The organism is Holdemanella biformis DSM 3989 (assembly GCF_000156655.1).
GTDB classification, from domain to species: domain Bacteria; phylum Bacillota_I; class Bacilli_A; order Erysipelotrichales; family Erysipelotrichaceae; genus Holdemanella; species Holdemanella biformis.
On sequence record NZ_DS996843.1, the window covers coordinates 146,828 to 169,682 of the forward strand.

At 31.7% G+C, this 22,855-nt stretch carries 23 protein-coding genes; 9 read left to right on the forward strand and 14 right to left on the reverse strand.

What is annotated here, in order from left to right:
* Nucleotides 1-50 precede the first annotated feature (50 nt).
* From EUBIFOR_RS07430 to EUBIFOR_RS07445, 4 genes are all read right to left on the reverse strand, one after another.
* Entirely contained in the window at nucleotides 51-797 is a 747-nt protein-coding gene (locus tag EUBIFOR_RS07430) for an SDR family NAD(P)-dependent oxidoreductase (RefSeq protein WP_003865384.1), read from the reverse strand.
* Between the two features lie 20 nt (nucleotides 798-817).
* Nucleotides 818-1,375: an elongation factor P gene (gene efp, locus EUBIFOR_RS07435; RefSeq protein WP_003865385.1), complete on the reverse strand. Its 558-nt coding sequence runs from the start codon at nucleotides 1,373-1,375 to the stop codon at nucleotides 818-820.
* A gap of 89 nt (nucleotides 1,376-1,464) precedes the next feature.
* Nucleotides 1,465-2,310 (reverse strand): NAD(+) diphosphatase, encoded by an 846-nt coding sequence (nudC, locus tag EUBIFOR_RS07440; RefSeq protein WP_003865386.1) that lies wholly within the window; start codon nucleotides 2,308-2,310, stop codon nucleotides 1,465-1,467.
* A 19-nt stretch (nucleotides 2,311-2,329) separates the two neighbouring features.
* Nucleotides 2,330-3,736 carry an MATE family efflux transporter gene (locus EUBIFOR_RS07445; RefSeq protein ID WP_261795753.1) on the reverse strand — a complete coding sequence of 469 codons (1,407 nt, stop codon included), beginning with the start codon at nucleotides 3,734-3,736 and terminating at the stop codon, nucleotides 2,330-2,332.
* Nucleotides 3,737-3,820: 84 nt separating this feature from the next.
* Between EUBIFOR_RS07445 and EUBIFOR_RS07450 the strand changes: the two genes are divergently transcribed.
* The 4 genes from EUBIFOR_RS07450 to EUBIFOR_RS07465 all read left to right on the forward strand — a co-directional run bounded on the left by EUBIFOR_RS07450 (nucleotide 3,821) and on the right by EUBIFOR_RS07465 (nucleotide 8,150).
* On the forward strand, nucleotides 3,821-4,552 hold the full coding sequence (locus EUBIFOR_RS07450) for a TMEM164 family acyltransferase (RefSeq protein WP_003865388.1): 732 nt from the start codon (nucleotides 3,821-3,823) through the stop codon (nucleotides 4,550-4,552).
* A gap of 202 nt (nucleotides 4,553-4,754) precedes the next feature.
* Nucleotides 4,755-4,991, forward strand: coding sequence for a type 1 periplasmic-binding domain-containing protein (locus tag EUBIFOR_RS07455; RefSeq protein WP_040466334.1), 237 nt, complete (start codon nucleotides 4,755-4,757; stop codon nucleotides 4,989-4,991).
* Between the two features lie 110 nt (nucleotides 4,992-5,101).
* On the forward strand, nucleotides 5,102-6,316 hold the full coding sequence (locus EUBIFOR_RS07460; RefSeq protein ID WP_003865390.1) for an ATP-binding protein: 1,215 nt from the start codon (nucleotides 5,102-5,104) through the stop codon (nucleotides 6,314-6,316).
* Between the two features lie 85 nt (nucleotides 6,317-6,401).
* Nucleotides 6,402-8,150, forward strand: a complete 1,749-nt coding sequence (locus EUBIFOR_RS07465) for a 1-deoxy-D-xylulose-5-phosphate synthase (protein WP_003865391.1) — start codon at nucleotides 6,402-6,404, stop codon at nucleotides 8,148-8,150.
* A 229-nt stretch (nucleotides 8,151-8,379) separates the two neighbouring features.
* Here the strand turns inward: EUBIFOR_RS07465 and EUBIFOR_RS07470 are convergent, their stop codons facing one another.
* A complete protein-coding gene (locus tag EUBIFOR_RS07470; RefSeq protein WP_040466335.1) occupies nucleotides 8,380-8,946 on the reverse strand; it encodes a phosphoribosyltransferase family protein in 567 nt (188 codons plus the stop codon).
* A 12-nt stretch (nucleotides 8,947-8,958) separates the two neighbouring features.
* A complete protein-coding gene (locus tag EUBIFOR_RS07475) occupies nucleotides 8,959-10,017 on the reverse strand; it encodes a guanine permease (RefSeq protein ID WP_040466336.1) in 1,059 nt (352 codons plus the stop codon).
* Between the two features lie 116 nt (nucleotides 10,018-10,133).
* Between EUBIFOR_RS07475 and EUBIFOR_RS07480 the strand changes: the two genes are divergently transcribed.
* The 3 genes from EUBIFOR_RS07480 (at nucleotide 10,134) to EUBIFOR_RS07490 (ending at nucleotide 11,910) form a co-directional block, all read left to right on the forward strand.
* Nucleotides 10,134-11,009 (forward strand): LysR family transcriptional regulator, encoded by an 876-nt coding sequence (locus EUBIFOR_RS07480; protein ID WP_003865394.1) that lies wholly within the window; start codon nucleotides 10,134-10,136, stop codon nucleotides 11,007-11,009.
* 80 nt (nucleotides 11,010-11,089) lie between these two features.
* Nucleotides 11,090-11,686, forward strand: a complete 597-nt coding sequence (locus EUBIFOR_RS07485; protein ID WP_040466337.1) for a DUF2975 domain-containing protein — start codon at nucleotides 11,090-11,092, stop codon at nucleotides 11,684-11,686.
* Nucleotides 11,687-11,688: 2 nt separating this feature from the next.
* Nucleotides 11,689-11,910 (forward strand): helix-turn-helix domain-containing protein, encoded by a 222-nt coding sequence (locus EUBIFOR_RS07490; protein ID WP_003865396.1) that lies wholly within the window; start codon nucleotides 11,689-11,691, stop codon nucleotides 11,908-11,910.
* 39 nt (nucleotides 11,911-11,949) lie between these two features.
* On the opposite strand, the gene EUBIFOR_RS07495 is transcribed toward EUBIFOR_RS07490, so the two are convergent.
* The 5 genes from EUBIFOR_RS07495 to EUBIFOR_RS07515 form a co-directional block, all read right to left on the reverse strand.
* Nucleotides 11,950-12,144, reverse strand: a complete 195-nt coding sequence (locus tag EUBIFOR_RS07495; RefSeq protein ID WP_003865397.1) for a hypothetical protein — start codon at nucleotides 12,142-12,144, stop codon at nucleotides 11,950-11,952.
* 205 nt (nucleotides 12,145-12,349) lie between these two features.
* On the reverse strand, nucleotides 12,350-14,323 hold the full coding sequence (locus EUBIFOR_RS07500; RefSeq protein WP_003865398.1) for an FtsX-like permease family protein: 1,974 nt from the start codon (nucleotides 14,321-14,323) through the stop codon (nucleotides 12,350-12,352).
* Nucleotides 14,320-14,961, reverse strand: coding sequence for an ABC transporter ATP-binding protein (locus EUBIFOR_RS07505; protein ID WP_003865399.1), 642 nt, complete (start codon nucleotides 14,959-14,961; stop codon nucleotides 14,320-14,322). The genes EUBIFOR_RS07500 and EUBIFOR_RS07505 overlap by 4 nt, the downstream gene beginning before the upstream one ends.
* A gap of 82 nt (nucleotides 14,962-15,043) precedes the next feature.
* Nucleotides 15,044-16,198 carry a hypothetical protein gene (locus EUBIFOR_RS07510; RefSeq protein WP_040466338.1) on the reverse strand — a complete coding sequence of 385 codons (1,155 nt, stop codon included), beginning with the start codon at nucleotides 16,196-16,198 and terminating at the stop codon, nucleotides 15,044-15,046.
* On the reverse strand, nucleotides 16,195-16,869 hold the full coding sequence (locus tag EUBIFOR_RS07515; protein WP_003865401.1) for a LytR/AlgR family response regulator transcription factor: 675 nt from the start codon (nucleotides 16,867-16,869) through the stop codon (nucleotides 16,195-16,197). The genes EUBIFOR_RS07510 and EUBIFOR_RS07515 overlap by 4 nt, the downstream gene beginning before the upstream one ends.
* Before the next feature lie 511 nt (nucleotides 16,870-17,380).
* Between EUBIFOR_RS07515 and EUBIFOR_RS07520 the strand changes: the two genes are divergently transcribed.
* A complete protein-coding gene (locus EUBIFOR_RS07520; RefSeq protein ID WP_003865402.1) occupies nucleotides 17,381-17,776 on the forward strand; it encodes a toprim domain-containing protein in 396 nt (131 codons plus the stop codon).
* Nucleotides 17,777-17,907: 131 nt separating this feature from the next.
* Complete coding sequence (locus tag EUBIFOR_RS07525; RefSeq protein WP_003865403.1) at nucleotides 17,908-18,579, forward strand: DUF3800 domain-containing protein; 672 nt, start codon at nucleotides 17,908-17,910, stop codon at nucleotides 18,577-18,579.
* Nucleotides 18,580-18,593: 14 nt separating this feature from the next.
* Here EUBIFOR_RS07525 and EUBIFOR_RS07530 read toward each other — a convergent pair whose 3' ends face one another.
* The 3 genes from EUBIFOR_RS07530 to EUBIFOR_RS12185 all read right to left on the reverse strand — a co-directional run.
* Nucleotides 18,594-20,213, reverse strand: a complete 1,620-nt coding sequence (locus EUBIFOR_RS07530; protein ID WP_040466339.1) for an ATP-binding cassette domain-containing protein — start codon at nucleotides 20,211-20,213, stop codon at nucleotides 18,594-18,596.
* Between the two features lie 132 nt (nucleotides 20,214-20,345).
* Nucleotides 20,346-21,443, reverse strand: coding sequence for a helix-turn-helix domain-containing protein (locus EUBIFOR_RS07535; protein WP_003865405.1), 1,098 nt, complete (start codon nucleotides 21,441-21,443; stop codon nucleotides 20,346-20,348).
* A 92-nt stretch (nucleotides 21,444-21,535) separates the two neighbouring features.
* Nucleotides 21,536-22,855: ATP-binding cassette domain-containing protein (locus EUBIFOR_RS12185; RefSeq protein ID WP_003865406.1), on the reverse strand; the 1,320-nt coding region annotated here is incomplete at its 5' end.

Consider the following 22,855-nt stretch of genomic DNA (forward strand, 5'->3'; position numbering starts at 1 on the left):
AAGAATAAAAGTGGTCAATCCACTTTAAATATAGGGATTTAACCACTTTTTTAACAGCTACCCATCTGTCCACCATCGATACGAATAATGGAATTGTTGATGAAGTTAGCTTCATCACTAATTAAGAAACGAACAAGATAGGCCACTTCTTCTGGTTTTCCATAACGTTTCACCATGATTTTTTCTGTTTCTTCCTTTAAGAACTCTTCATCATAGCCATCTAGTTCATTATCGGTTCCAATAAAGCCTGGAGCAACACAATTCACATTGATATAGGGTCCAAATTCAGCCGCAAGATTGTGTGTCATTGAAATCAAGGCTGCTTTTGAAGCATCATAATCGATACACATTGGATAATACGTATTAATTCCATTGGTACTTGATATATTGATGATTCTTCCATATTCTTGATCCAACATGTGTTTATAGACTCTTTTACTACAATTAAAAGCACCTACAACATTTACATCTAATGTTCTTTTAAATTCTTCGGCATTTTTCAAGTGAAATAGATTAGAAAGATCCACAGCCGCATTATTAATTAGTATATCTACGCCACCCATCTTCTCTTCAACTTCACTAACCATGATATTGACTTGATCTACATCGGATACATCTGCACAAATTGTAAGACAATGAACATGATATTCTGATTCAATTTTTTCTTTTAATTCTTTGGCAGGCTGTTTAGAAGTTAAATAGTTAATGACAATATCATAACCATGCTTTGCGAGTTCCAATGCGATTGCACTTCCAATACCACGAGCACCACCTGTAATTAATACAACTTTATTCATAGTTAAAAAAAGAAGAGCGATTAAGCTCTTCCTGCATATTTTCCATCTGTTGAGAATACAACGATTTTTTCACCTGGTTCGATGAACTGTGGAACTCTTAATGTTAATCCAGTATCTGTAGTTGCATCTTTAGTTTGGTTAGATGGTGCACCTTTGATGGCTGGATCTGTTTCAGCTACTGTTAATTCAACTTTTTCTGGAACAGAAACAGATAATAATTCTCCTTCGAAGAACATCAAAGATACTTCAGCACCTTCAACAATAAAGTATTTGTTGAAATCAACTTGGTCAGCTGTTAATTCATAAGTATCGTATGTTTCTAAATCCATAAAGTAATATGTAGAATCTGCTTCATATGAGAATTGAGCTGCTTTTTTAGAAATATTAGCTTGTTCAAATTTAGTTGAAGCATTGAAGTTTCTTTCTTGTGTATTCCCTGTTTTTAAGTTTTTCATCTTAGTTTTTAAGATAGCTGCACCTTTACCAGGTTTAACATGTTGGAAATCTAATACTACCCAAGGATCACCATCAACGATTAAAGTTAATCCTGTTTTAAAATCACCTGCAGAAATTGCCATAATTTTTCACTCCTATTTTCTATAAATATTTTTTACACGCTTTATTGTACCATATCCTCATCATTTTTAGAAGAATGAGTGTGATACTTTCACTCTACTTTATTTTCCTTAAATAATTTCATCATTTCATTCGTTAAACTAAATTCACCTGGTTGAAGAATAATTTCATCTCTTTGAACCCAATCCGCATATTTCAATTCATTAGTATCCATAGATATTTCATCATTGCCCTTTACATCACAAAAGAACCCTAACAAAATATCATTAGCACTTCCCCAAGGCTGAGATTTATAGTAACGAATGTTGTTGACTTTGATTCCTGCCTCTTCCATAACTTCACGTTTTACCGTTTCTTCAACCGTTTCTCCAATTTCAGTAAAGCCAGCAATCAACGCATTATACTTAAATCCCGTACGATATTTTGTCAGCAACAACTTATCCCCATTGATTACACCTACAATCACAGCCGGCATAATTCTTGGGTACACCGTGTTATAACACTCTGGACAAACCATCGCTCTTTCCTTTGTTGAATGCACCATCTTATGTCCACATCTTCCGCAGAATTTAGTATCTCGATACCAATCTGCCAAATGTTTTCCAGTAATGGCCGCAAACAAATTGTCTTTTGGACCAATCCCTTCAATACGCAAACTTCTCTCTTCAACATACCCATATCCAGATGGAATCTGGTCCTCTCCTAATTGCATATCACATAAGAAATATTTTGTATTATCAATTGAAAATAAATAACGATATTCTGAATGTATTTGTATTTCTTTTACTTTAGGAAAAACAACTTCCTTATTTTCAAAACAATTTAAATGAATTAAAATCTTTCCATTCACAATACACAGCAATACATCCTCTTGAGTTGCCTGTACATTAGGATCAAATTCATTGTGTAATTTATGTGGATAAATATCTTGTACCATTTTTTCTACCTCGCGGATATCATTCTATCACATTTTTATTTTCCATTCTCTTTAATTCTGGCATGATTGTTACTAACATTGTTACGAAACAAAGAGTTCCGCCAACCACATTCGATACAGGTTCTGCCAAGAAAACACCATCTGTACCCATATGAAGATATAATGGCATGATATATGTAAGAGGAACGACAATAATGACTTTTCTTAATATCGAAAAGAAGATGGCTTGTTTCTTCTTATTCAATGACTTAAATACATTTTGACCAATATACTGCAAATCCATGAATATGAAAGCTGAAAAATATTGGTTCAAAGCTGGTACGGTATTCCTTATTAATACAGGATCTGAACTAAAGACTTGAATCAATATATGTGGAATCAAAATAATGAAACTCCAAACTATGGCAGTATAGCCAAAGACTAGTATAGAAATTACCTTAATGGCCTTTCGAATACGTTCTGCTCTTCTAGCTCCATAGTTGTAGCTTAAAACTGGGCTAGAACCATCATTGATTGCGTGAATCGGTGTTTCTACTAATTGTCTCACACTTGAAATGATAGTCATAACTGAAATATAAATGTCTCCACCCGTAATGGATAGTACGTTGTTGCAACAAATCGAAACCAAACTGTTTGTGAGCTGCATAATAAAACTACTGCTTCCTAAGCTAACAATATTTTGCGCATACCTTTTACAAACAATCCATTCCTCTTTTTTAAGTAATCTTACTTTTAATTCCGAACGATTCTTTAAAAACCAATACACAAATATAGCCGAAACACATTGAGAAATGAGGGTTGCGATGGCAGCGCCTTGAATGCCAAGTCCAAACAGGAAAATAAACATTGGGTCTAGCACTAAATTCATAATGGCACCAATCAAAACTGAACACATACCTGCTGTTGAATAGCCTTGTGCATTGATAAATGGATTCATCCCCAAAGTAAGCATAGAAGGTAGTGTTCCTATTAGATAAATCATCATATATGGATAGGCATATTTCATAGCTGATGAGGATGTTCCAAACAAGGTTAATATAGGCTTCAACAAAGGATAAAGAACAATCATTAAAACAATCGAGCACAATACTAACATTGTGAAGGATGTATTCATGACTAAGTTTGCCTTTGTACTATTCTTTTCTCCACGACTAATGGAGAATAGTGGAGCTCCTCCACTGCCAAATAGATTTGCGAATGCATTTATTATCACAATTAAAGGAAAACATAAGCCAATTGCACCCAATGCGTATGTTCCAATACTAGGAATTCGAGCAATATAGATACGGTCCACAACGTTGTATAGAAGGCTCATTATTTGTGCTACCAATAACGGGAAAGCAGCATTTACTATATTTCTTGTCACTGTATCATTTTCAAAATCAATCCGTTTCATAAAAACCTCACTAACGACTAAGTATATCACTGTATTTAAGATAAGTTTAAGAAATTTATCATTGTTTACTTATGTTTTGAATGATATAATCTGTTGACTACAGGGAGAGGGCATATGTTTACTACAAAACACTTTATATGGATAGGAATTTGTATTCTATTTATCCTAATTATGAATCACTATGCGAAAAAAGAAGATTTCACGCTACAAAACGCTTGTTACTTCTTTATGTTTATATGTTTACTTAGCGAAACCACAAAAATGATGTCAGATATGATTCCAAGTACACATGGAGGAATGCACTTAAATCCGCAATCCCTTCCATTCCATATCTGCAGTATCTTATTGTTTATTGCGGCCTACATCACTTTTGGAAAGGATGGTCCACTAAAACAAAAAATGATCAACTTCTTTGCGGTTGTCGGTACTTGTGGAGGAATCGCCGCTATCTTGATTCCAACGTATGGCGTTGAATTTAATATAGCCAATGTATATCAATGTTTCATGTATCATGCAACATTAACATGGTTTTCTCTATATTTGATTCGTTTCAAACATGCGAACTTAGGTATGCAGGCATTTAAAAACAATTTAGTCGTATTATTTGCGTTATTAATTTTTAATTTATATATGAATTCTATTTTGGCAGTTTATGATACAAACTTTATGTTTATTGTAAGACCACCATTAGAAGGACTTCCATTCCTTAACCTAAATCATGGATACTATATCTATTTATTTAGAGTCATCATGCTTGGAGTGATTGGACTTAGTCTATTCCATTTACCATTCATAATAAAAGAAAGAAAAAGCTGTGAGACAGAAAGTGATTTTAACATCGCTTAGTCCACAGCTTTTCTTATACCAAAAAAAACTCCATTTTATTTAGGAGAACTTTATTATGAATCAATGACTGAATCTATATTAAATCTAGGAACACGCTTAATTGATGATGGATTTGATTAATTCATTATGATTACGGCAGATCCTCATGTATTAAGTAGAAACAAAAGGAAAAACATGCAAAACACACGTTGTAGCTGATGATGTGACAAGCGATACATTACGTGATCTACTATATAATGAACTACGTTTTGGTGTTCGTACTCTAATCTTTGTAGCCAACTTCTTCTTATTACCACGAGTTTGTTTGGCATTAAAAGATTATCGTAACCTAATGCCAGATACAATTGGATTAATTGTCTTTGACAATACAGAATGGACAAACTTTTCAAGTCCCACCGTACATGTTGTACTTATGGGTATTTTTATTTTTATACCTTAAACATTACGTGCATTTTCATTTTTCATCAGTTATAACTTATGATTTTATATTTTTAACACTGTTCATCACTTATAAATGTGTTAAACTATAATTAAAGGAGGCTTTAAATTATGATCAAACGTGAACTATATATGAGTCGCATCCGTCCATTCATAGGAACTGACTTAATCAAAGTCATGACTGGGATTCGCCGCTGTGGCAAATCCGTCATGTTAAAGCTAATTCAACAAGAGCTTACAGAGTCTGGTATCAATCCAAAACAGTTTATCTCTATCAATTTTGAAGATATGAACTACTCCCACTTACAAACTGCACAAGCACTGCATGATGAAATCAGTGCAAGAGCCTCAGAAATAGGAGGAAAAGTTTATCTATTCTTTGATGAAATACAAGAAGTCAAGGATTGGGAAAAGTGTATCAACTCCTTTCGCGTATCGTTGGATTGTGACATTTACATTACAGGCTCAAACGCAAATCTACTATCTAGTGAACTTGCAACGTATTTAGGCGGCCGATATGTAGAATTTGTGATATATCCATTTTCTTTTAAAGAATTCATGGAACTGTATCATTCGATTACTCCTGATGCATCCATTCAGCAATGTTTTCAAAAATACCTTATTGTCGGAGGTATGCCTTATCTTTCAAACATTCGTTATGCAGATGCTCCGTCTAAACAATATCTTCAAGATCTATTTAACTCTGTTCAACTCAAAGACATCATGAAACGAAATAAAATTCGCGATATTGATTTATTAGAACGAATCATTGCTTATGTGATTGCGAATGTGGGAACAACTTTTTCTGCATCCTCACTCGCAAAGTTTTTAAAAAACGAAAAGCGAACTGTATCTCCGGAAACAATTTTGAACTATATCAAATACTGTTGTGAAGCTTACTTGTTTTATCAAGTGAAACGAGAAGATTTACAAGGTAAACAAATTCTTTCTTCCAATGAAAAATATTATATTGCCGATCACGGCATCCGTGAGGCTATTTTCGGTGGTAATATGCGAGACATCAATCTTATTTTAGAAAATATCGTATATCTAGAATTATTGCGCCGAGGATTTGATGTAACTGTAGGAAGAAATGGCAATAAAGAAATAGATTTTGTATGCAATAAACAAGGCGAAAAAATATATGTTCAAGTCACTTATCTATTGGCATCCCAAGAAACAATTGATCGTGAATTCGGTGCTTATGATCGTATTAAAGATAATTTTCCAAAGTACGTTGTTTCTCTTGATGAATTTGACATGAGCCAAAATGGCATCAAGCATCGAAACATCCGTGATTTCCTACTAGCAAAGGAATGGAACTAAACAAAACGGCAAAATATTTCATTAAATACTTGACCTAAAGTTAACTTTAGGTGCTATCATACCTTCAATTACAGGAGGTAATGACATGTATTTAGAAAATATTAATGGTCCAAGTGACATTCAAAAATTAAATCTAGATGAATTACGTATTTTGGCAGATGAAACACGTGATGCACTTATCCACAAAATTTCCCTTGCCGGAGGACATAATGGTCCTAACTTAGGTATGGTCGAAGTAACTACTGCATTACACTATGTTTTTCATTCGCCAATTGATAAATTCGTCTTTGACGTTTCTCATCAGTCTTATCCACATAAAATCCTAACTGGACGAAAACAAGCTTTTTTGGATGAAGAACACTTTCATGATGTAACTGGATATACAAACCCAGAAGAAAGTGAACACGATTTCTTTACGATTGGACACACATCTACATCGATTTCTTTAGCTTTGGGTTTGGCAAAAGGAAGAGATTTAAATCATGGAAAAGAAAACATCATTGCGATTATCGGAGATGGTTCTCTTTCTGGTGGCGAAGCCTTAGAAGCCTTGGACTATGCAGGAGAATATAGAAACAATTTAATTATTATTGTGAATGATAATGATCAAAGTATTGCTGAAAACCATGGTGGTTTATATAAAAATTTAAAGGAACTTCGTGAATCCAATGGAAATTGCACAAACAATATCTTTAAAAGTTTTGGTTTGGAATACCATTATTTAGAGGATGGACATGACCTATTTAAATTGGTGGATTTATTCAATTCTGTAAAAGATATTGATCATCCTGTTGTACTACATATTCATACTATTAAAGGAAAAGGTTTGGCTTATGCCGAAAAAAATAGAGAAGCATGGCATGCAGGTGGTCCTTTCCATGTGGAAGATGGTAGTCCTCGTTTTACTAGTGGAAGTAATGACACGACTGTATTTGACAGCATTAAAACACTTCTAGACAACAACGAAAAAGCCATTGTATTAAATGCAGGAACACCAATGGGACTTGGTTTTACACAAGATGTTCGTCAAGAATATGTAGATCGTGGACAATTTATCGATGTAGGTATCGCCGAAGAAAACATGGTCGCAATGAGTAGCGGTATTGCCAAAAATGGAGGAACCGCCGTATTTGGAACCTATGCCCCATTCCTTCAAAGAACCTATGACCAGCTTTCACACGATTTATGTTTAAATGATAATCCAGCAGTAATGCTTGTGTTGAGTCCTGGTGTCTATGGCATGAATTCCAATACGCATATCGCCCTATGCGACATCCAAATGTTTGCGCACATCCCAAATCTTATTTATTTAGCACCAACCACAAAAGAAGAATATGAACAAATGTTTAAGTACGCGACTACACAAAAGGATCATCCGGTTGGTATTCGTATTCCCGCAAGTTTTGTTTCTAGTGGAATCAAAGATGAAACAGATTATTCTGTACTTAAAAATAAAGTTGAAATCCAAGGAGAAAAATTCGCAATCTTTGCGGTTGGATGTATGTTAGCTTTAGCAAAAAAAGTTGCAGAAAAAATAAAAGAAGAAATTGGCATTCAAATTACAGTCATCAATCCTAGATTTTTAACTGGATTAGATATAGAGTTATTAGAAAAGTTAAAGAAAAATCATACGCACATTCTAACTTTAGAAGATGGAGAACTCGTATCTGGATATGGTCAAAATATCGCATCTTATTATGGAGATAGTGATATAAAAGTAAAGAATTATGGTATCTCAAAAGCTTTCCACACAGACTATGATCCAAATGAATTATTAGTTCAAAATGGCATGTCTGTTGAAAATCTGTTTCAATATATACAAGAGAATATTTAAGACCGAACATCTTTTTTTAATCCATTCTCAAAACGATAAATTTATTCAAGAATCATTTTATTATTTTCCAAATGTCCTTTAATAACACTTTATATGAATTCACAAATATTAATAAGGATGAAAAGTGTGCTTTTTGCACGAAAATAGTCTTTTTAAGGCAACATCACTGAAATCATAAACAAGAAAAAAACTCGTCTATATGTAAAAACGAGTTTTATTAGAATAATTATTATTTCATTTCTCCATAACCATCATCAGTTTTTGTGAATAATGGAAGTTTCTTTAAAAAGACAATATCCTCTCGATTTGCAGCATTGCCCTCAGCTAGTAGTGCTGCTTTTTTTACAACCTCAGCTCCCGCATTCTGAGCTAAAACTTCTAATGCATGCAAAGATTCTCCTGTAGAAATGACATCATCAATGATGCAAATTCTCTTATTTTTAATTTTACTTGCATCCACACCATCCAAATATAAGTGTTGTTCCCCAGTTGTAGTAATGGAATGAACTGATGCACTCACAACATCTTTCATATATGACTTTTCACTTTTTCTTGCCACAATAAATTCATTTAATCCAAGACACTTACTAACTTCATAAGCTAAGGCAATTCCTTTTGCCTCAGCTGTTAAAATCGCATCCACTGGCCCAATCATTTCTGCAAGTTTTGGTGCGCATGCAGCTACAAGTTCTGTATCACCCAAAACCACAAAGCTTGCGAATGCCATTGTTTCATTGATAGGGATAAAAGAAAGTGTTCTTGTTATTCCACATAATTCCATCGTATATTCTTTCATATTCTCCTCCAATTAGATTCCTAACATTCTAACTACAATTCCTGCAACCATACCTAAGAATGGATTTGTGACTGCAGTAACAACTAATGTTGAACCTCCTACTGCAGCATTTGCGGCTAGTGCTGCTGGTGCATCTAGTGCTACTGTTTTAAAGATTCCTAAGACAAACAAAAAGCCGGCAATAGAAGATGCGGGTACATACTTACTGATTTTAGGAAGAACACCCATGATTAGAATCACACCAATCACAACCATCATGGCAACCCCAGCCCATACTGGATGTGGTGCACTTGCGGTTGCGGAAATGATCGATTCAACAGGGGCTCCACCAAAGAAAGAAGATCCCATATCAGCTAATGATGAAATCAATGTTAAGTGATCCACATTATAGTTTCCGCTGCTCGCCATACTTGCAGTAATCGAACCAAAAGAAATATTTGAACCAATATTAAGACAAACCATTCCTAAAGCACCCATAATGACATTTGCGTTAATTGTGAATTTTTGTCGCATGAATTTATCATCTACAACGACAATATTTTCTTTTTCCTTCTTGAAAATCGCATTAGCGATACATGAAGCCACAACTGAAATAACGATGGTATAAACTAAAGTATTACTATCGTTTCTTGTGATGAAATATGTGATCAATGCTGCCGCAAGCGATACTCCACCAGCTAATTTATCCTTTTTGATCATATCCATAGCGGCTTTAGTCAAGATAATACCAACACCGGCCATCATACCGAATGCGATATCTTCTCCAATGAAATCTACAATTTTAGTTAGTAATCCAAAAGCTCCAATCAACGCCATGATTACAGCACCAAAGAAAATCATCGTACAACGCTCTGAACGATTCTTTCCTGCACTACCAGCATATGTGATTGTTTCTGCCTGAAATGAAATAGGAGCTACGCTTTGTGTAAGTGTATTCCCAATTGCTCCAATAAAGAATGCCATTGCGGTTGGAATCGATGCGAATCCAAATGTAAGTGCCAATAATCCTTGTGGCAATCCATTTAAAACAACGCCAATAATTGCCAAAATGTCCGTTAAAATGTTTGTCATAATACCTTTCTCCTCCAAAAAAATAAAAAACAATTGTATTATAAGCAAAATATAAATATATTAATATTACTATTTTTACTTATGTTATATAATATTTATATTATAGGAGAAATATTATGACACTTGATTCTTATCGTAACTTTGTAGCCATTGTAAATTGTGGAAGTATTTCGGCAGCATCCAAACAATTGTTGATTGCCCAACCTTCTTTGAGTAATCAATTAAAAAACATTGAAAAAACATATGGAGCTAAACTCATTCATCGTGGAAGTCGAAACATTGAATTAACAGAAGCGGGTCGTATATTTTATACAAAAGCCCGTGAAATTTGTCGTATTGAAAATAGTATTAGTACTTCGCTTTCTAGTCAGAATACAGGCTATAGAGAACAATTGAAAATTTCTATTCCAGCAGGAAACTCTGTTCATTACATTCATAAGTTATTCGAAGATTTTGTGAGCAATCATCCGAATATCAATTATGATGTTTATGAAATTGCCAGTGATTTTGTAGTTCCCAATGTTTTAAACAACATTACAGAAATTGGCTTGGTTCGTGCAAGCATTCCTCAATATGGGGCATTAGAAACTTTTCCGTATGAAAAAGATGACATTGTAGCTGTGATTCCTAAGGGGCATCCTTTATCCAAGAAAACTACGCCTATTGAAATCGAAGAATTTCAAGGCATCCCTTTAGCGATTCCTTTTGATATTTCAAATACAGTTTATACTGTGTTTGGTCAACATGCCGTTGCGTATAATGTTGCGATTATTACCTCCATCAACGAAACTGCAATCGAATGGGCACGTACATTTAACTCAATCGCAATCATCCCTTTTTCTGATGCGGATACAAGACATACTATGGATATGATTATTCGTCCTATCAATGATCCAGGTATGTATATTTCCAGTGTATTCTTGATTCGAAAAGATCGAGAATTATCTTTTGCAGGCAAATTATTTTTAGAAGAAATTGGCGTTTTGAAGTAAATCATATTGACTTATTATTTATGTAATATATAATTAAATTAACGCTAAACATTAATTATTTAATGCTAGGAGGTAATATCATGAATGATAAGTCTAAAGATTTATTAAAGAAAATGTGCTTTATTTTAAAAATCGTTCGATGGGTTTGTTTAATCTCTGTTGCGTTGTTAATTGGACTAAGCTTATTTTATGCCTTCAACAAGGATGTATATAATACTCTATTTGGAAGTATAAGAATTGACTATCTTCAATTAACTTTTAATGATGATTCGGCATTAAGCAAAGATAAAATGTCAATATGGTTACCATTGATTTTCTTAATCACCGCTATATTTGTATTTATTATATATAAAGCTGTACAAACAATTGAATCCATTTGTACGATTACGATGAATCATACTCCATTTGATGTTAGTGTTTCTAATCATCTGAAAAACCTTGCCAAGTATATTCTTGTAGGTGGTATTGTCTTTAATATTCTTGAAGTATGTCGTATTATGCAATTTAAACAAACCATCAACTTCGATTTACTTTTCAACACTAAATATGTTACACAAATCAATTTTGATATTCGTCTTCACTTAAGCTTCCTCGTTTTTGCCGCCCTTATCTATTTATTGTCTTATATATTTAGATATGGACAAGAACTACAACAATTGAGTGATGAGACGTTATAATTATGGGTAAGATCATATTGCGATTAGATCGTGTCATGGCCGATCGAAAAATGAGTTTAAAAGAGTTATCTGAGAAAGTTGGCGTCAGCAATGTCAACTTATCAAAAATGAAAACGGGTAAGATTTCTGCGATTCGCTTCTCTACTTTAGAAGCCATTTGTGAAGTATTAAATTGTCAACCTGGTGATATATTAGAATATGTAAAAGACGATGAAAATAGCTAGAAGCACAAACTTCTAGCTATTTTATTATGATTTTAAATTTCAATAACCTAAGATTTCTCTTTCATCACGATTTCTATATATTGTTTTATCCTCAACCAAACGCTCTAATTCTACAGGCTTTTGTCGCAAATATAGCTCTTGTCTTCCCTTGAATTCATGAATTTTAGCAACATAAAACAATATTTCATTATCCCAAGTACGATTTTTAAGATTACTATAATCAAAACTTCGCATTTCCTTCTCCTCCCAAAGAGAATACTATTTCTCCCAATTATACACTAATTTTGGGAGAAAAAGAATGAGTTGGGAGTAAAAAACATGAATCAAAATATATAAATCAACCTTTAAGCCTTTTAATGTAAACCTCTCTATCTTTTTTGATATTAACTTAATTATTTGAACTCGATTTTATGTATATTCTGCATTCATTTTGAATCCATTACTTGTATATACGATAGAAAATCATTTTGGTAAATAAAATACAGAGTATTAGACTTCCAATTAAATATAAACCTACCACTTCCATTTGAATTGTTCTAATAATCAACAATACAATCACATCCAGTATTATTATGAAAGCCAACAATTTCACTATATACATCCTACGAATTTTTTTATAAGACATGCCAATGGTATGCAGCAGATCATACTCATTCTTATGTGAGTAGAAATGTTGATACAACTGCATATATACGATCACGATCGAAGTGATTATCAATACAAATTGATAGAACTGTACGATTTTTTGACACATATTCATGATTTCAACAAGATTCTTTGCGTCCGTTTTATTATCGACTACATAGAAATCATCTCTTCTAGACAATTGGATATGATCAAGCTTCTTTTTTAGTAATGATGATTGTTTAGTATTTACCCACAAATCACCCGTAATAAATGTATCTGGATATGTATTTAGCCATTCCATTACTTTTGATTCAGGAATATACAAAACTTTATTATCCCCACTATTTATATGTTCTTCTACCGGTATATCGAGTACATCAATCAATTCTCCACTTTGTTTATACAAATGCAATCTTACATTATCTTCATATGAATTACTTAAGACAAAATCATTATATTCATCTGTAATCTTGGTTTCTATTTGTTCATTATTTATATTCGCATCGCATTGAATGTTATAATTAAATTCATGCTCATATGACTTAAGAATTTCTTTTGATTCCTCAATAAATTCAGGAATCAATGTATGATCAAATATATTAAATGTGGCACTCACATCATATTCATACTGTACTTCTTGTTGATTAGTTTGAATCCAAGATGTTAATGACTGCATGGATACACATATAAACATCGAACTCATCGCAACAATCAGTGCAATAAACAGACCATTGCCATTTCTCATTGTTTCAATTAAAGATAGATTGGAAATATGCAATTTTCTAAAGAAATAATGTTTAGGTCGTACTAAACTCAATCCAAATGCAAATATATATTGTACAAATAAAATCAATAATAAAATACATAGATGATATTTTGATATATGTAAACTAAATGGAAGATTCATTTGAATCCATTTTAAAAACAAGCCCCACAATAATAATGTAAATCCGATTCCCATACACTCAATCAGTGCAAAAAGCAAGGTATATTCCTTAATCATATACAAACGAATTTTCTTTTTATTCATTCCCAATATGTAGAGTTGATCATAAAAAGCCTGCTTTTTCTTTAAGTGTACAGATAGAACGCTATAAACAAACAAGAAACAACATACACTCATAAACAAGATTAGAAATTTAAAAATATTTTCATATTCAACATTCAAATGATATTTGGCAACCACCATATCTGAATTCAATTCATAATCCTGTACGGGTAGTGTTGCGATTGCCGATTTATCTTTTAAATTTGCATAGACATACATCGCATCCTTTTTTGAATTCGTGGCTGTATAAAAACTATAATTGACGAGCTGATTATTTAGATTTTCATATACACCACTAATCGTATATTCTTTAGACTTCTGATCCGAATATAATTTTATTGTATCCTGCACCTTATATTTATTCCGATACTTTTTATGAATCAACACCTCATTAGATTTAGGATACTCTCCTTCTATCAAACGTATTGGATAGACACTAAAATCTGTAGTTGAAACCAAAGAATCAAAAGTACCTTTATACACATAGGGCATTGGTGTTTCATAACTTAAACTATCTAGGTATGTATCTGTATATTCTTTATTTTGTGTATACGCAAAAGTTGTATATTTCACATCATAATCCCCATAAAAACTTTTGGCTGCATTGATTCGATATAAATCATAAGAGTCTTTTACTACAAAGAGAGAAGTTAAAAGAAATATGCACAAAAACAAAATACTGAATAATAAAACATAGCTTTTCTTATTACGACTTCTATATTTTTTGACTATATTCATACAATTTTCCCTTGTTCTAAACGAATAATTCGGTCTGCATAATTTGCGATTTTTAAATCGTGCGTAACCAACACAATTGTTTTCCCCTCTTTATTCAACGCTTTTAAAATGTCCATCACATTTTCAGCATTCTCACCATCTAAATTTCCCGTTGGCTCATCGGCCAGTATGATATCTGTATGTGCAAGAATCGCTCTAGCAATCGCAACGCGCTGTTGTTGACCTCCAGACAATTCATTCGCAAAACGATCTTTTTTATGCTCTAACCCTAGCAATTTCAATACTTGATTCAATTCTTTTGCATCCACTTTTTTCCCTTTAATTTGACTTGCCAAACACACATTTTCTTTCACTGTCAAAAAAGAAATCAGATTAAAAAATTGATATACATAACTAATGTATCGACTTCTTAATGTACAACACTCTACATCCGATAAAGAAGACATCTCTTTATTTCGAACTACACAACTTCCCATATAATCCGTATCTAAACCACCAATAATATTGAGCATAGTAATTTTCCCACTTCCGCTTGCTCCAATAATCGCAACAAATCCCCCTTTTCTTATGTGCATAGAAACCGTATCGAGTGCCACACAATCTTTATACACTTTCTTTAGATTCTGTATTTTAATCACATTTCATCCACTCCTTTTCTTTATTAATACACATAAGGAAAAGAAGCATTAAAAAAATCGAATAACCGTCAATTGATTTCGATTATTCGATAAATAAGATGATTTTCATATCCTTTGAATCCATGATTTTTGTTCCATGATACTTATTCAAAATGATATTCAGTATGGATTTATTTGAAGGTGTCATATTCTTTATGTCCAAAGAATATTGAACATGTAAAATTAGCTCTTTCTCCTTTAGATTCATATGAAACATGAAAGTCTCATTTTCTTTAACTAAGCTACTATCCAATACGCATGTAAGCAGTGTTGTTAAGTCTTGTGTATCCATAGAATCAATTCTTTTAGGAACATATATCTGTATATCATAATCCAAATTGTGTTCTTGAATAAAGTTTTGTAGGATCACATCCACATATGGATTTATGCATATAGAATTGGGATATAACTTTCCATATTTTACTAACTCTTGATTGATTTGTTCTTCAATTGCCTCATATTCTTTCTTTTGCGACAGAACCTTTATATCATCCAAAGAATTTCGCATATCGTGAATCAACTCCTTGATTCCCGTCTGTTCATGAATCATTTGTTCTGTATAATGACTGGATAGTTCAATGAAATTTCGATACATCTCAATCTCTAATTTTGAGCGTATTCTAGAAAAAACAATGATAGCTACACTTAATAACACAAGAACAGATATGGTAAACATAAACACATAGATTTGGCTGTTCTTTATAAAATACATATATGTAAATTCTGCTTTAGAAAACAAGTCTGTCATCAACAACATATAAAGATAGCTAAATATAAATAGGATTATAGAAATTATATATTTCGTATTTTTACCAAATTCTAAACTTTCATATTTAAAGATTTGATAAAAGATTGCACATCCACCGATTGTGAGTATTGTTGAAGATGCATAATATTCTATAGTCAAAGAACGGAATAGAAGGATATTCATTGTTTGAAATAAGACAACAATCAAATTTGAAATAACAGATTCCAATATATGGTGTTCTTTTGTAGAAATATTCAAACATAGAATGGGAATCAACAATTGCAGAAATACAGATAGCCAGTTTATATGTATATATTCAGCGATTAAAAACACACATAAACCATTTAATAAGAATGAAAGAATGCATTTTGGATATAGTGAATTCTTCGTTATTTTTAAATAGAAACATTGTTCGCAAACATAATACATACTGTTCATTAGAATATTCATATGCTTGTCCTCATCTGAATATAGTGCTCTTTTACCTTTTTCCATCTTCGAACACTCACTGAAATAATCGTACCATTTAACATAATGATTTTATGATTCTTTACATCCAAATAATCGACTTTAGAAAAATTAATAAGCACATTATTATTTACGCGGATAAAAGAATCCGATAACTGAGCCTCTATCTCTTTTAATGTTTCATTCACTAAAGATAATTTCGTTCCATCCTTCAATAAGACGAAAACGCCATTGTCAATTTGAAAATACAAAATATCATCCCTATACACATACCTTGTTTCATACGGTAAATTCAGTGCAATCTTCTCTAATTGATGAATACGTATCTCTACTTGATTTACCTTTTTGACTAAGGCTTCTTCTATTCGATCTTTCGTAACAAATCCTAAGACATTTGTATCAAATGTATCGGCCATAGATTCACTATGACTACTCACATAGACGATAAAGCGTTGTTTATCTGGATGTTTTTTAATGAATTCAATGCCATTTTGATTTCCTAATTCAATATCTAGCAACAATAAATCAAAATAGGAATTGGATTCCATATATTCTTCAACTGCACTAAAGAAACAAAGTCTATGACTTAAATCTAATAGATTTCGTATTCTTTTTTGTTGAATCAAACTATCTTCTAATACTGCAATTCTCATAGGTCAATTATAATGGGTAATGCATTAAATGACAAAATTTAATCTTTAAGATGAATAATCTTTTTATTCTAAAAGAATGAATATAACGGTGTATTATCATAAATATCCACCAAATTTCTAACAAGAATGATTTAATTATTGTCGAAAATGAAAAAATGCTTGAACTAAGGAAAACACTACTTTCGATAGAACAGCAAGATAAAATCATCCTCACCGCATGCAATGAAGGTTCTTAACTGACAACATTATGCAAAAATCATACATTATTTGGATTCCTGTCTTTCTGTTGGAACAGTGAACTCTACAATCAAGCACTACATTTAGCACATTAGCGATTGTTTTCTGTATCTCTACATGGAAGCATAGTCAATCCTTCAATTTTACATTTAATTTACTCTTATTCCACTGTTCATGACTTTGATCTGATTCATTTGGATATATTCAATCGTTTCATTTTGATTTTTATACTGTTTCTCAAATTCATGAACACACTTATTCTTATCGATTTTGTTTGTATTTAGATCATGCAGGAAGTAATAAAGCTTTCAGCTTTTCTTACACAAACACCAATAGGGATGAACTTCATGTATTTGAGGCAGCTATTGATCTTTTATCTTATATGACCATCTTAAAAGAAAATAATGAGAACTTTGTTACAAAGAACTATTTATCTTTAGCCGGTGCAAATAATCAAGCAAATGGTGATATTCCTATATTTTTAAAATCATTTTTAAGCAGACATCCAAACATTAAAACAATTGTATTTCATCTAGACAATGATGAAGTTGGCACGAGTGCTGCTACTTATATGATGAATCGTTTAAAGAATAAATACCATTGCACAGATCAACATCCAACAAAATACAAAGATGTAAATGAAGAATTACAAGAAATGAAAAAAGTTTGATTTTAAAGTCTTGTTTGGCTATAATAAAGGTGTAAAAAGGCTTTTAAAAGCTAGGGCTGGTCGAAAGACCCGGGTCCACACAAAGGCGGGTAAGACACCCGCCATTTCTTTTGGATAGTTGAGGGTGCGTAATGGAATTAAGTGTTTTCGTCGATGAATCTGGAGATTTTGGGGAATATGATTATCACGCTCCTTACTATATTATTTCCTTAGTTTTTCACAACCAAAGTAATGATATTCAATTTGATTTATCACATTTTAATGATGAATTAGCTTATTTAAACTTATCTAATCACTGTGTCCATGCAGGTCCAATTATTCGTTCAGAAGAAGAATATAAAGGAATGTCACTAGACGAAAGAAGAAAGATATTAAAAAAATTAATGGCATTTATCAGACATATTGATATTTCATACAAAACAATATATATCGAAAAGAAGCATATTAAGGATTCTATCGAAGCCACGGGTAAATTAAGCAAACAATTATCCTCGCTAATTCGAGAAAATATGGATTTATTTTGTAGTTTCGATGTTGTGAAAATATATTATGATAATGGGCAAGTGGAAGTAACCCGTGTTCTCTCTTCTGTTTTTAATGCTTTATTAGAAAACGTAGAATTTAGAAAAGTAATTCCATCACAATATCGATTGTTTCAAGTAGCTGATTTAATTTGTACATTAAAGCTAACTGAATTAAAATTAGAAAATCATACTCTTTCAAAATCAGAAAAAGCTTTTTTTGAAGATGAAAGAACTTTAAAGAAGAATTATTTAAAACCCATAAAAAAGAAAGAATTGTAATTATGTATTCTCTTTTAAAAGCTACTATTTAAATATTCTTCCACATCCATAGATACAATCTTTTTGTTTTCAAACAATAAGACTTTATCGTATAAAGAAACTGTTTCTTTTGTTACTTTATGTTCTATTGACAATACTGTAAGATCTGGATTGGATAAAATGAATTGATGTATTCGATCTGAATTTGTTTTATCAATTGCAGAAAACGCCTCATCCAAGAAAAGCCATTTTTTATTTCTGTACATTGCTCTTGCCAAACAAATACGTTGCTTCTCTCCACCGCTTAGATTTAAATGTTCAAAATCAAGATTGTCTCTTTCTTTATCAAATATTGATTCTAAATTAAATATAGTTACTAAATCTTTCAAGGAATATTTACTCATTTTCCTTCCTAAAGTAATATTTTGTTCAAAGGAAAATGGTAATAAGTCATTGTCTTGATTCACATAAGAAAACTTATCGGCATAGGTGCTAAATTGAACATCCTTCAAATCCTTATCGTTCACATAAATGCCATCTGCTTTCTTCTGCTTTGTTAAAATGTCTAAAAAAGTACTCTTACCATCTCCACTTTTTCCAATGACTAAATACTTTTTTCCTTGATCTATTACCAAATTACTTAAATCCAATATTTGACGAACACCATAACAATAACATAAATGCTTAATCTTAATGTCATGAATTTGTTCATCAAAAATAATGGGTTCATTCTCTTCAGAGCATATTGAATTATCCAACAGTTTTTGTAGAACTGGCTTAGAAGACTGAATCATATTTCGAAGATTTGCATAATTAACGATTGGCATAATTACCATATTACTGGCTTGTGCAATCCCTAATAATTGTCCAACTGTTAATCGATTATAATGTATTAACACAATTCCAAAGAGCAATGTCAAAAAAAACATAGCTTGAGAAATAAAAGAATTTATAGAAGTAAGTATTTTTATAAATCCATTATTTTTTAGAGTACTTTGTTCTATATTCTTATTCTCAATGTCCAGACCGTCACAAAATACTTTTTCCAAATTTAAAATCTTTATATCACTAAAACAGCGACACAGATTTTTAATAGAACAAAGCCATTGCTTCATTGAATCCAAATAATTCATTTGATTCTTCTTTAAACGATTCTTAAAAATACTATTTATAAAAATCGTTATAAAAGCACAAAAGAGCAGAAACATTAATATTTCTACACTTAGATTTGCGATATATAGGCTTCCAAGTATCAATGAAATGGTTAATGAGAACACATTTAATTTTGAAGAAACATAATTATCAATCACCACATTCACTTCATTATTAAATTCATTCAATATCTCACTGCTATCCTTTTTTTGAAACGATTCTATATTCCTGGAAGCATACGATTGATACAAATTTTGATTAAGACTATAACGTATTTTATTCTTCAACACCTCTACTACATATTGTTGTAAAGTGGAAACAATTAAATAGACACCTAAAAATACCAATACGATCACTATAAGGCTTGAAATTGAATCTAGAAGATGATCATCAAATATATAGCTCATCAAGATGGATTTCAATAGATCCACTACTGAATATGAAACAATGAGAATAAGCGAAATAAAATATAATACTTTATGATTCTGAACAAGTTTAAACATAAATAACCCCTTTTCCTTAGGCTTATTATTTTTCAAGACAAAAGAAAAGACAAGAAACTGTCATTGAGAAATAAATGTGTTTCTTGTCTATATTAAGTTCAATTTATTAGGTAATCTTGCACAAACTAAAAATTATATAAAATCATTTGCGACACAAATCTCTTTATATTTATGCAAGTATTCACAATTTTTTATAAATAAAAATTTAAATAAAGAAGAATCATTTTTTAATTCTTTTAATCGATTCTGATAGTCTACATTCAATTGATAATCCTCATTTAGCATCATAGAGAAAACGTCTATATAGCTAGAATCATCTAATTCTTTGATTATTTTTTTCGCATCACTAATATTATCTTTTAGTATCGCATATACGAATAAAACTTCTTTATATTTGACTGCAAAAAAGTCATCCGTACATGATTTTAATCCTTTCTTTAAATATTGATTCCCCTTTTCCATACAATCCTTATGCTGTATCATAGTTGCTCCTAGATTAAAAAAAGCCAACATCCTATATTGTGAGTCATACTGAGCTGCACTTGTATAATATTTTTCAGCTTGATTTAAATCTATATCCAGACAAAGCCATCCTAATGAACAAAGGATTTCTGCAATCAATTTTTTATTTCCTAATTCAATCGCATAATTTAAACATGTTTTGTACAGATCGTATGCCGCAAAAGTGTTTTTTTGATACATATATAGATTGGCTTTTGCCTTCAATCTACGTATAAATATCCATTCCTCATTATCAGATAGTTCGATATTTCCAGAAGATAATCTAAACAAATTTAAATATTCTCTTTGCGAATCATCCATGTATGAATAATACGCTTCCACTTCAGCAAGTGATATATTGATTTGAGAATTCATTTCGGAAGCATACAGTAAAAACAATTGATATTGAACAAACAAATAGGATGACACAACCTCATCTTTATATTCCAAAAGCTCATTAATTATCTTAAATACTTTTGAATCCGATGACATATAGTATTTAAAGAAAAGATCCAACATCTGTTTAATTTTTTCCTCTTTAATTGTATCCATCGTAGAAATCCCTAATTTTTTAAACAACAAATTGTATATATCATCATTTGCGACCAAGATATTATTTTCAATTTTAGAAAGATATGAAGGAGAACAAACCCCATGTGATAAAGCTTCTAATGATATGTCTAACTCTTTTCGTTGTTTCTTAATCAATAATCCTCTGTAATCATTCATGCACTGTCCACCTACTAATCCTCAAAGTAATTCATTATTTGTTCCTAATTATATCACGAATTGAACCTCATCACTGAATGTTGAAAGAGGTTCTAAATATGTCCCTTGTTTTTTAAGCTAAAGAAGTCCCCTTTATTTTTCATAAGTTCTTCAAATGATCCCTGTTCAACAATCCGTCCTTGTTTAAATACAAGAATACAATCAAACTTCTTTAGTGTTTCGTCAAAATATTTATGTGTTACATATAATACAGTTTCTTCTTTTAAATCCAATATTCGATTTTCAATTTCGATGGCCGTCTGTGCATCTAGGCTTGCTGTTATTTCATCACACAAAAGTACCTCTTTTAAATGTGCGATTGTACGCGCAATCCCTATTCGTTGAACTTGCCCACCAGAAAGATTACTTCCGTCCTCACAAATATTCTGGTCTAATTTAAATTCTGGTAAATCTACAAATTCCATACATTTTAACAGTGTTTCATCTGTTTGTACAAGCTCCATATTCAAGTTATTTCGGATCGTGTCATCAAATATATGACTTTCCTGATGAATCATAGAAACATTCTTAGAACCCAAAACACTCACATTTCCTTTCTGAACTGGATAATATCCTAAAATCAATTTTAAAATTGTAGATTTTCCGGAACCACTCGGACCAACAATCGCATACTTTTTCCCCTTTTCAAATTTGAAAGATAAATCATCAATAATCATCTTACTTTCAGTATAGCCAAAAGATACATGTTCCAAATAAATATTTCCATCATAGTTCGATACAAACTTATTTGCCTGTCCATGAGAATCGATAATATTCAATAATTTCGAATTCACGTCCGACACCGACTTAAATCCAGCAAGATTGTTTGAAATATCATTTAAATTCGAAATAAAATTATTAGAAACATTTACAATTGGCATCATATATATCATATCTAAATGTCCATATAATATCATCAATCCAATCACCAACATGAAAATCAATTGAAAAGTGGCCGCAATACAATTAGCCCAGTTTCCCGTCAAAGATATTGCCATATTTACATTTCTTTGTTTATATTCCATGTTTTCAATCCATTCTTTTCCTTTATCCACGAACTGTTTTAGAACGCCCAAATCCAATATGATATCGAAATTTTGAAATATCTCCTTTAATTTTGAATTATATATACCTGAATAAGAAGACAATTGGTTCGAATACTTTTTCAATCTTTTTTCCATCATCTTCGGCACCAAAAGTGTTGCTACTGCAATCACAACCATCATGAATCCTACAAATACATGGATGCGAAGAATGTATATTAAAATAATAACAGACACAATGATATCGACAATCATACTTAATATTGGATAAAAGTAATATTCATCTACCATTTTTATATCATTGGTAAATAGAGACAACTGATTTCCTAT

Excerpts from the sequence above, each read along its gene's own strand:
- EUBIFOR_RS07475 (WP_040466336.1), bottom strand. The coding sequence starts at position 10,017 with ATGACAAACATTTTAACGGACATTTTGGCAATTATTGGCGTTGTTTTA.
- EUBIFOR_RS07530 (WP_040466339.1), bottom strand. The coding sequence starts at position 20,213 with ATGTTTAAACTTGTTCAGAATCATAAAGTATTATATTTTATTTCGCTT.
- efp (WP_003865385.1), bottom strand. The coding sequence starts at position 1,375 with ATGGCAATTTCTGCAGGTGATTTTAAAACAGGATTAACTTTAATCGTT.
- EUBIFOR_RS07510 (WP_040466338.1), bottom strand. The coding sequence starts at position 16,198 with ATGAATATTCTAATGAACAGTATGTATTATGTTTGCGAACAATGTTTC.
- EUBIFOR_RS07465 (WP_003865391.1), top strand. The coding sequence starts at position 6,402 with ATGTATTTAGAAAATATTAATGGTCCAAGTGACATTCAAAAATTAAAT.
- EUBIFOR_RS07485 (WP_040466337.1), top strand. The coding sequence starts at position 11,090 with ATGAATGATAAGTCTAAAGATTTATTAAAGAAAATGTGCTTTATTTTA.
- nudC (WP_003865386.1), bottom strand. The coding sequence starts at position 2,310 with ATGGTACAAGATATTTATCCACATAAATTACACAATGAATTTGATCCT.
- EUBIFOR_RS07495 (WP_003865397.1), bottom strand. The coding sequence starts at position 12,144 with ATGCGAAGTTTTGATTATAGTAATCTTAAAAATCGTACTTGGGATAAT.
- EUBIFOR_RS07480 (WP_003865394.1), top strand. The coding sequence starts at position 10,134 with ATGACACTTGATTCTTATCGTAACTTTGTAGCCATTGTAAATTGTGGA.
- EUBIFOR_RS07515 (WP_003865401.1), bottom strand. The coding sequence starts at position 16,869 with ATGAGAATTGCAGTATTAGAAGATAGTTTGATTCAACAAAAAAGAATA.
- EUBIFOR_RS07525 (WP_003865403.1), top strand. The coding sequence starts at position 17,908 with ATGGAATTAAGTGTTTTCGTCGATGAATCTGGAGATTTTGGGGAATAT.
- EUBIFOR_RS07450 (WP_003865388.1), top strand. The coding sequence starts at position 3,821 with ATGTTTACTACAAAACACTTTATATGGATAGGAATTTGTATTCTATTT.
- EUBIFOR_RS07460 (WP_003865390.1), top strand. The coding sequence starts at position 5,102 with ATGATCAAACGTGAACTATATATGAGTCGCATCCGTCCATTCATAGGA.
- EUBIFOR_RS07535 (WP_003865405.1), bottom strand. The coding sequence starts at position 21,443 with ATGAATGATTACAGAGGATTATTGATTAAGAAACAACGAAAAGAGTTA.
- EUBIFOR_RS07470 (WP_040466335.1), bottom strand. The coding sequence starts at position 8,946 with ATGAAAGAATATACGATGGAATTATGTGGAATAACAAGAACACTTTCT.
- EUBIFOR_RS07500 (WP_003865398.1), bottom strand. The coding sequence starts at position 14,323 with ATGAATATAGTCAAAAAATATAGAAGTCGTAATAAGAAAAGCTATGTT.
- EUBIFOR_RS07430 (WP_003865384.1), bottom strand. The coding sequence starts at position 797 with ATGAATAAAGTTGTATTAATTACAGGTGGTGCTCGTGGTATTGGAAGT.
- EUBIFOR_RS07490 (WP_003865396.1), top strand. The coding sequence starts at position 11,689 with ATGGGTAAGATCATATTGCGATTAGATCGTGTCATGGCCGATCGAAAA.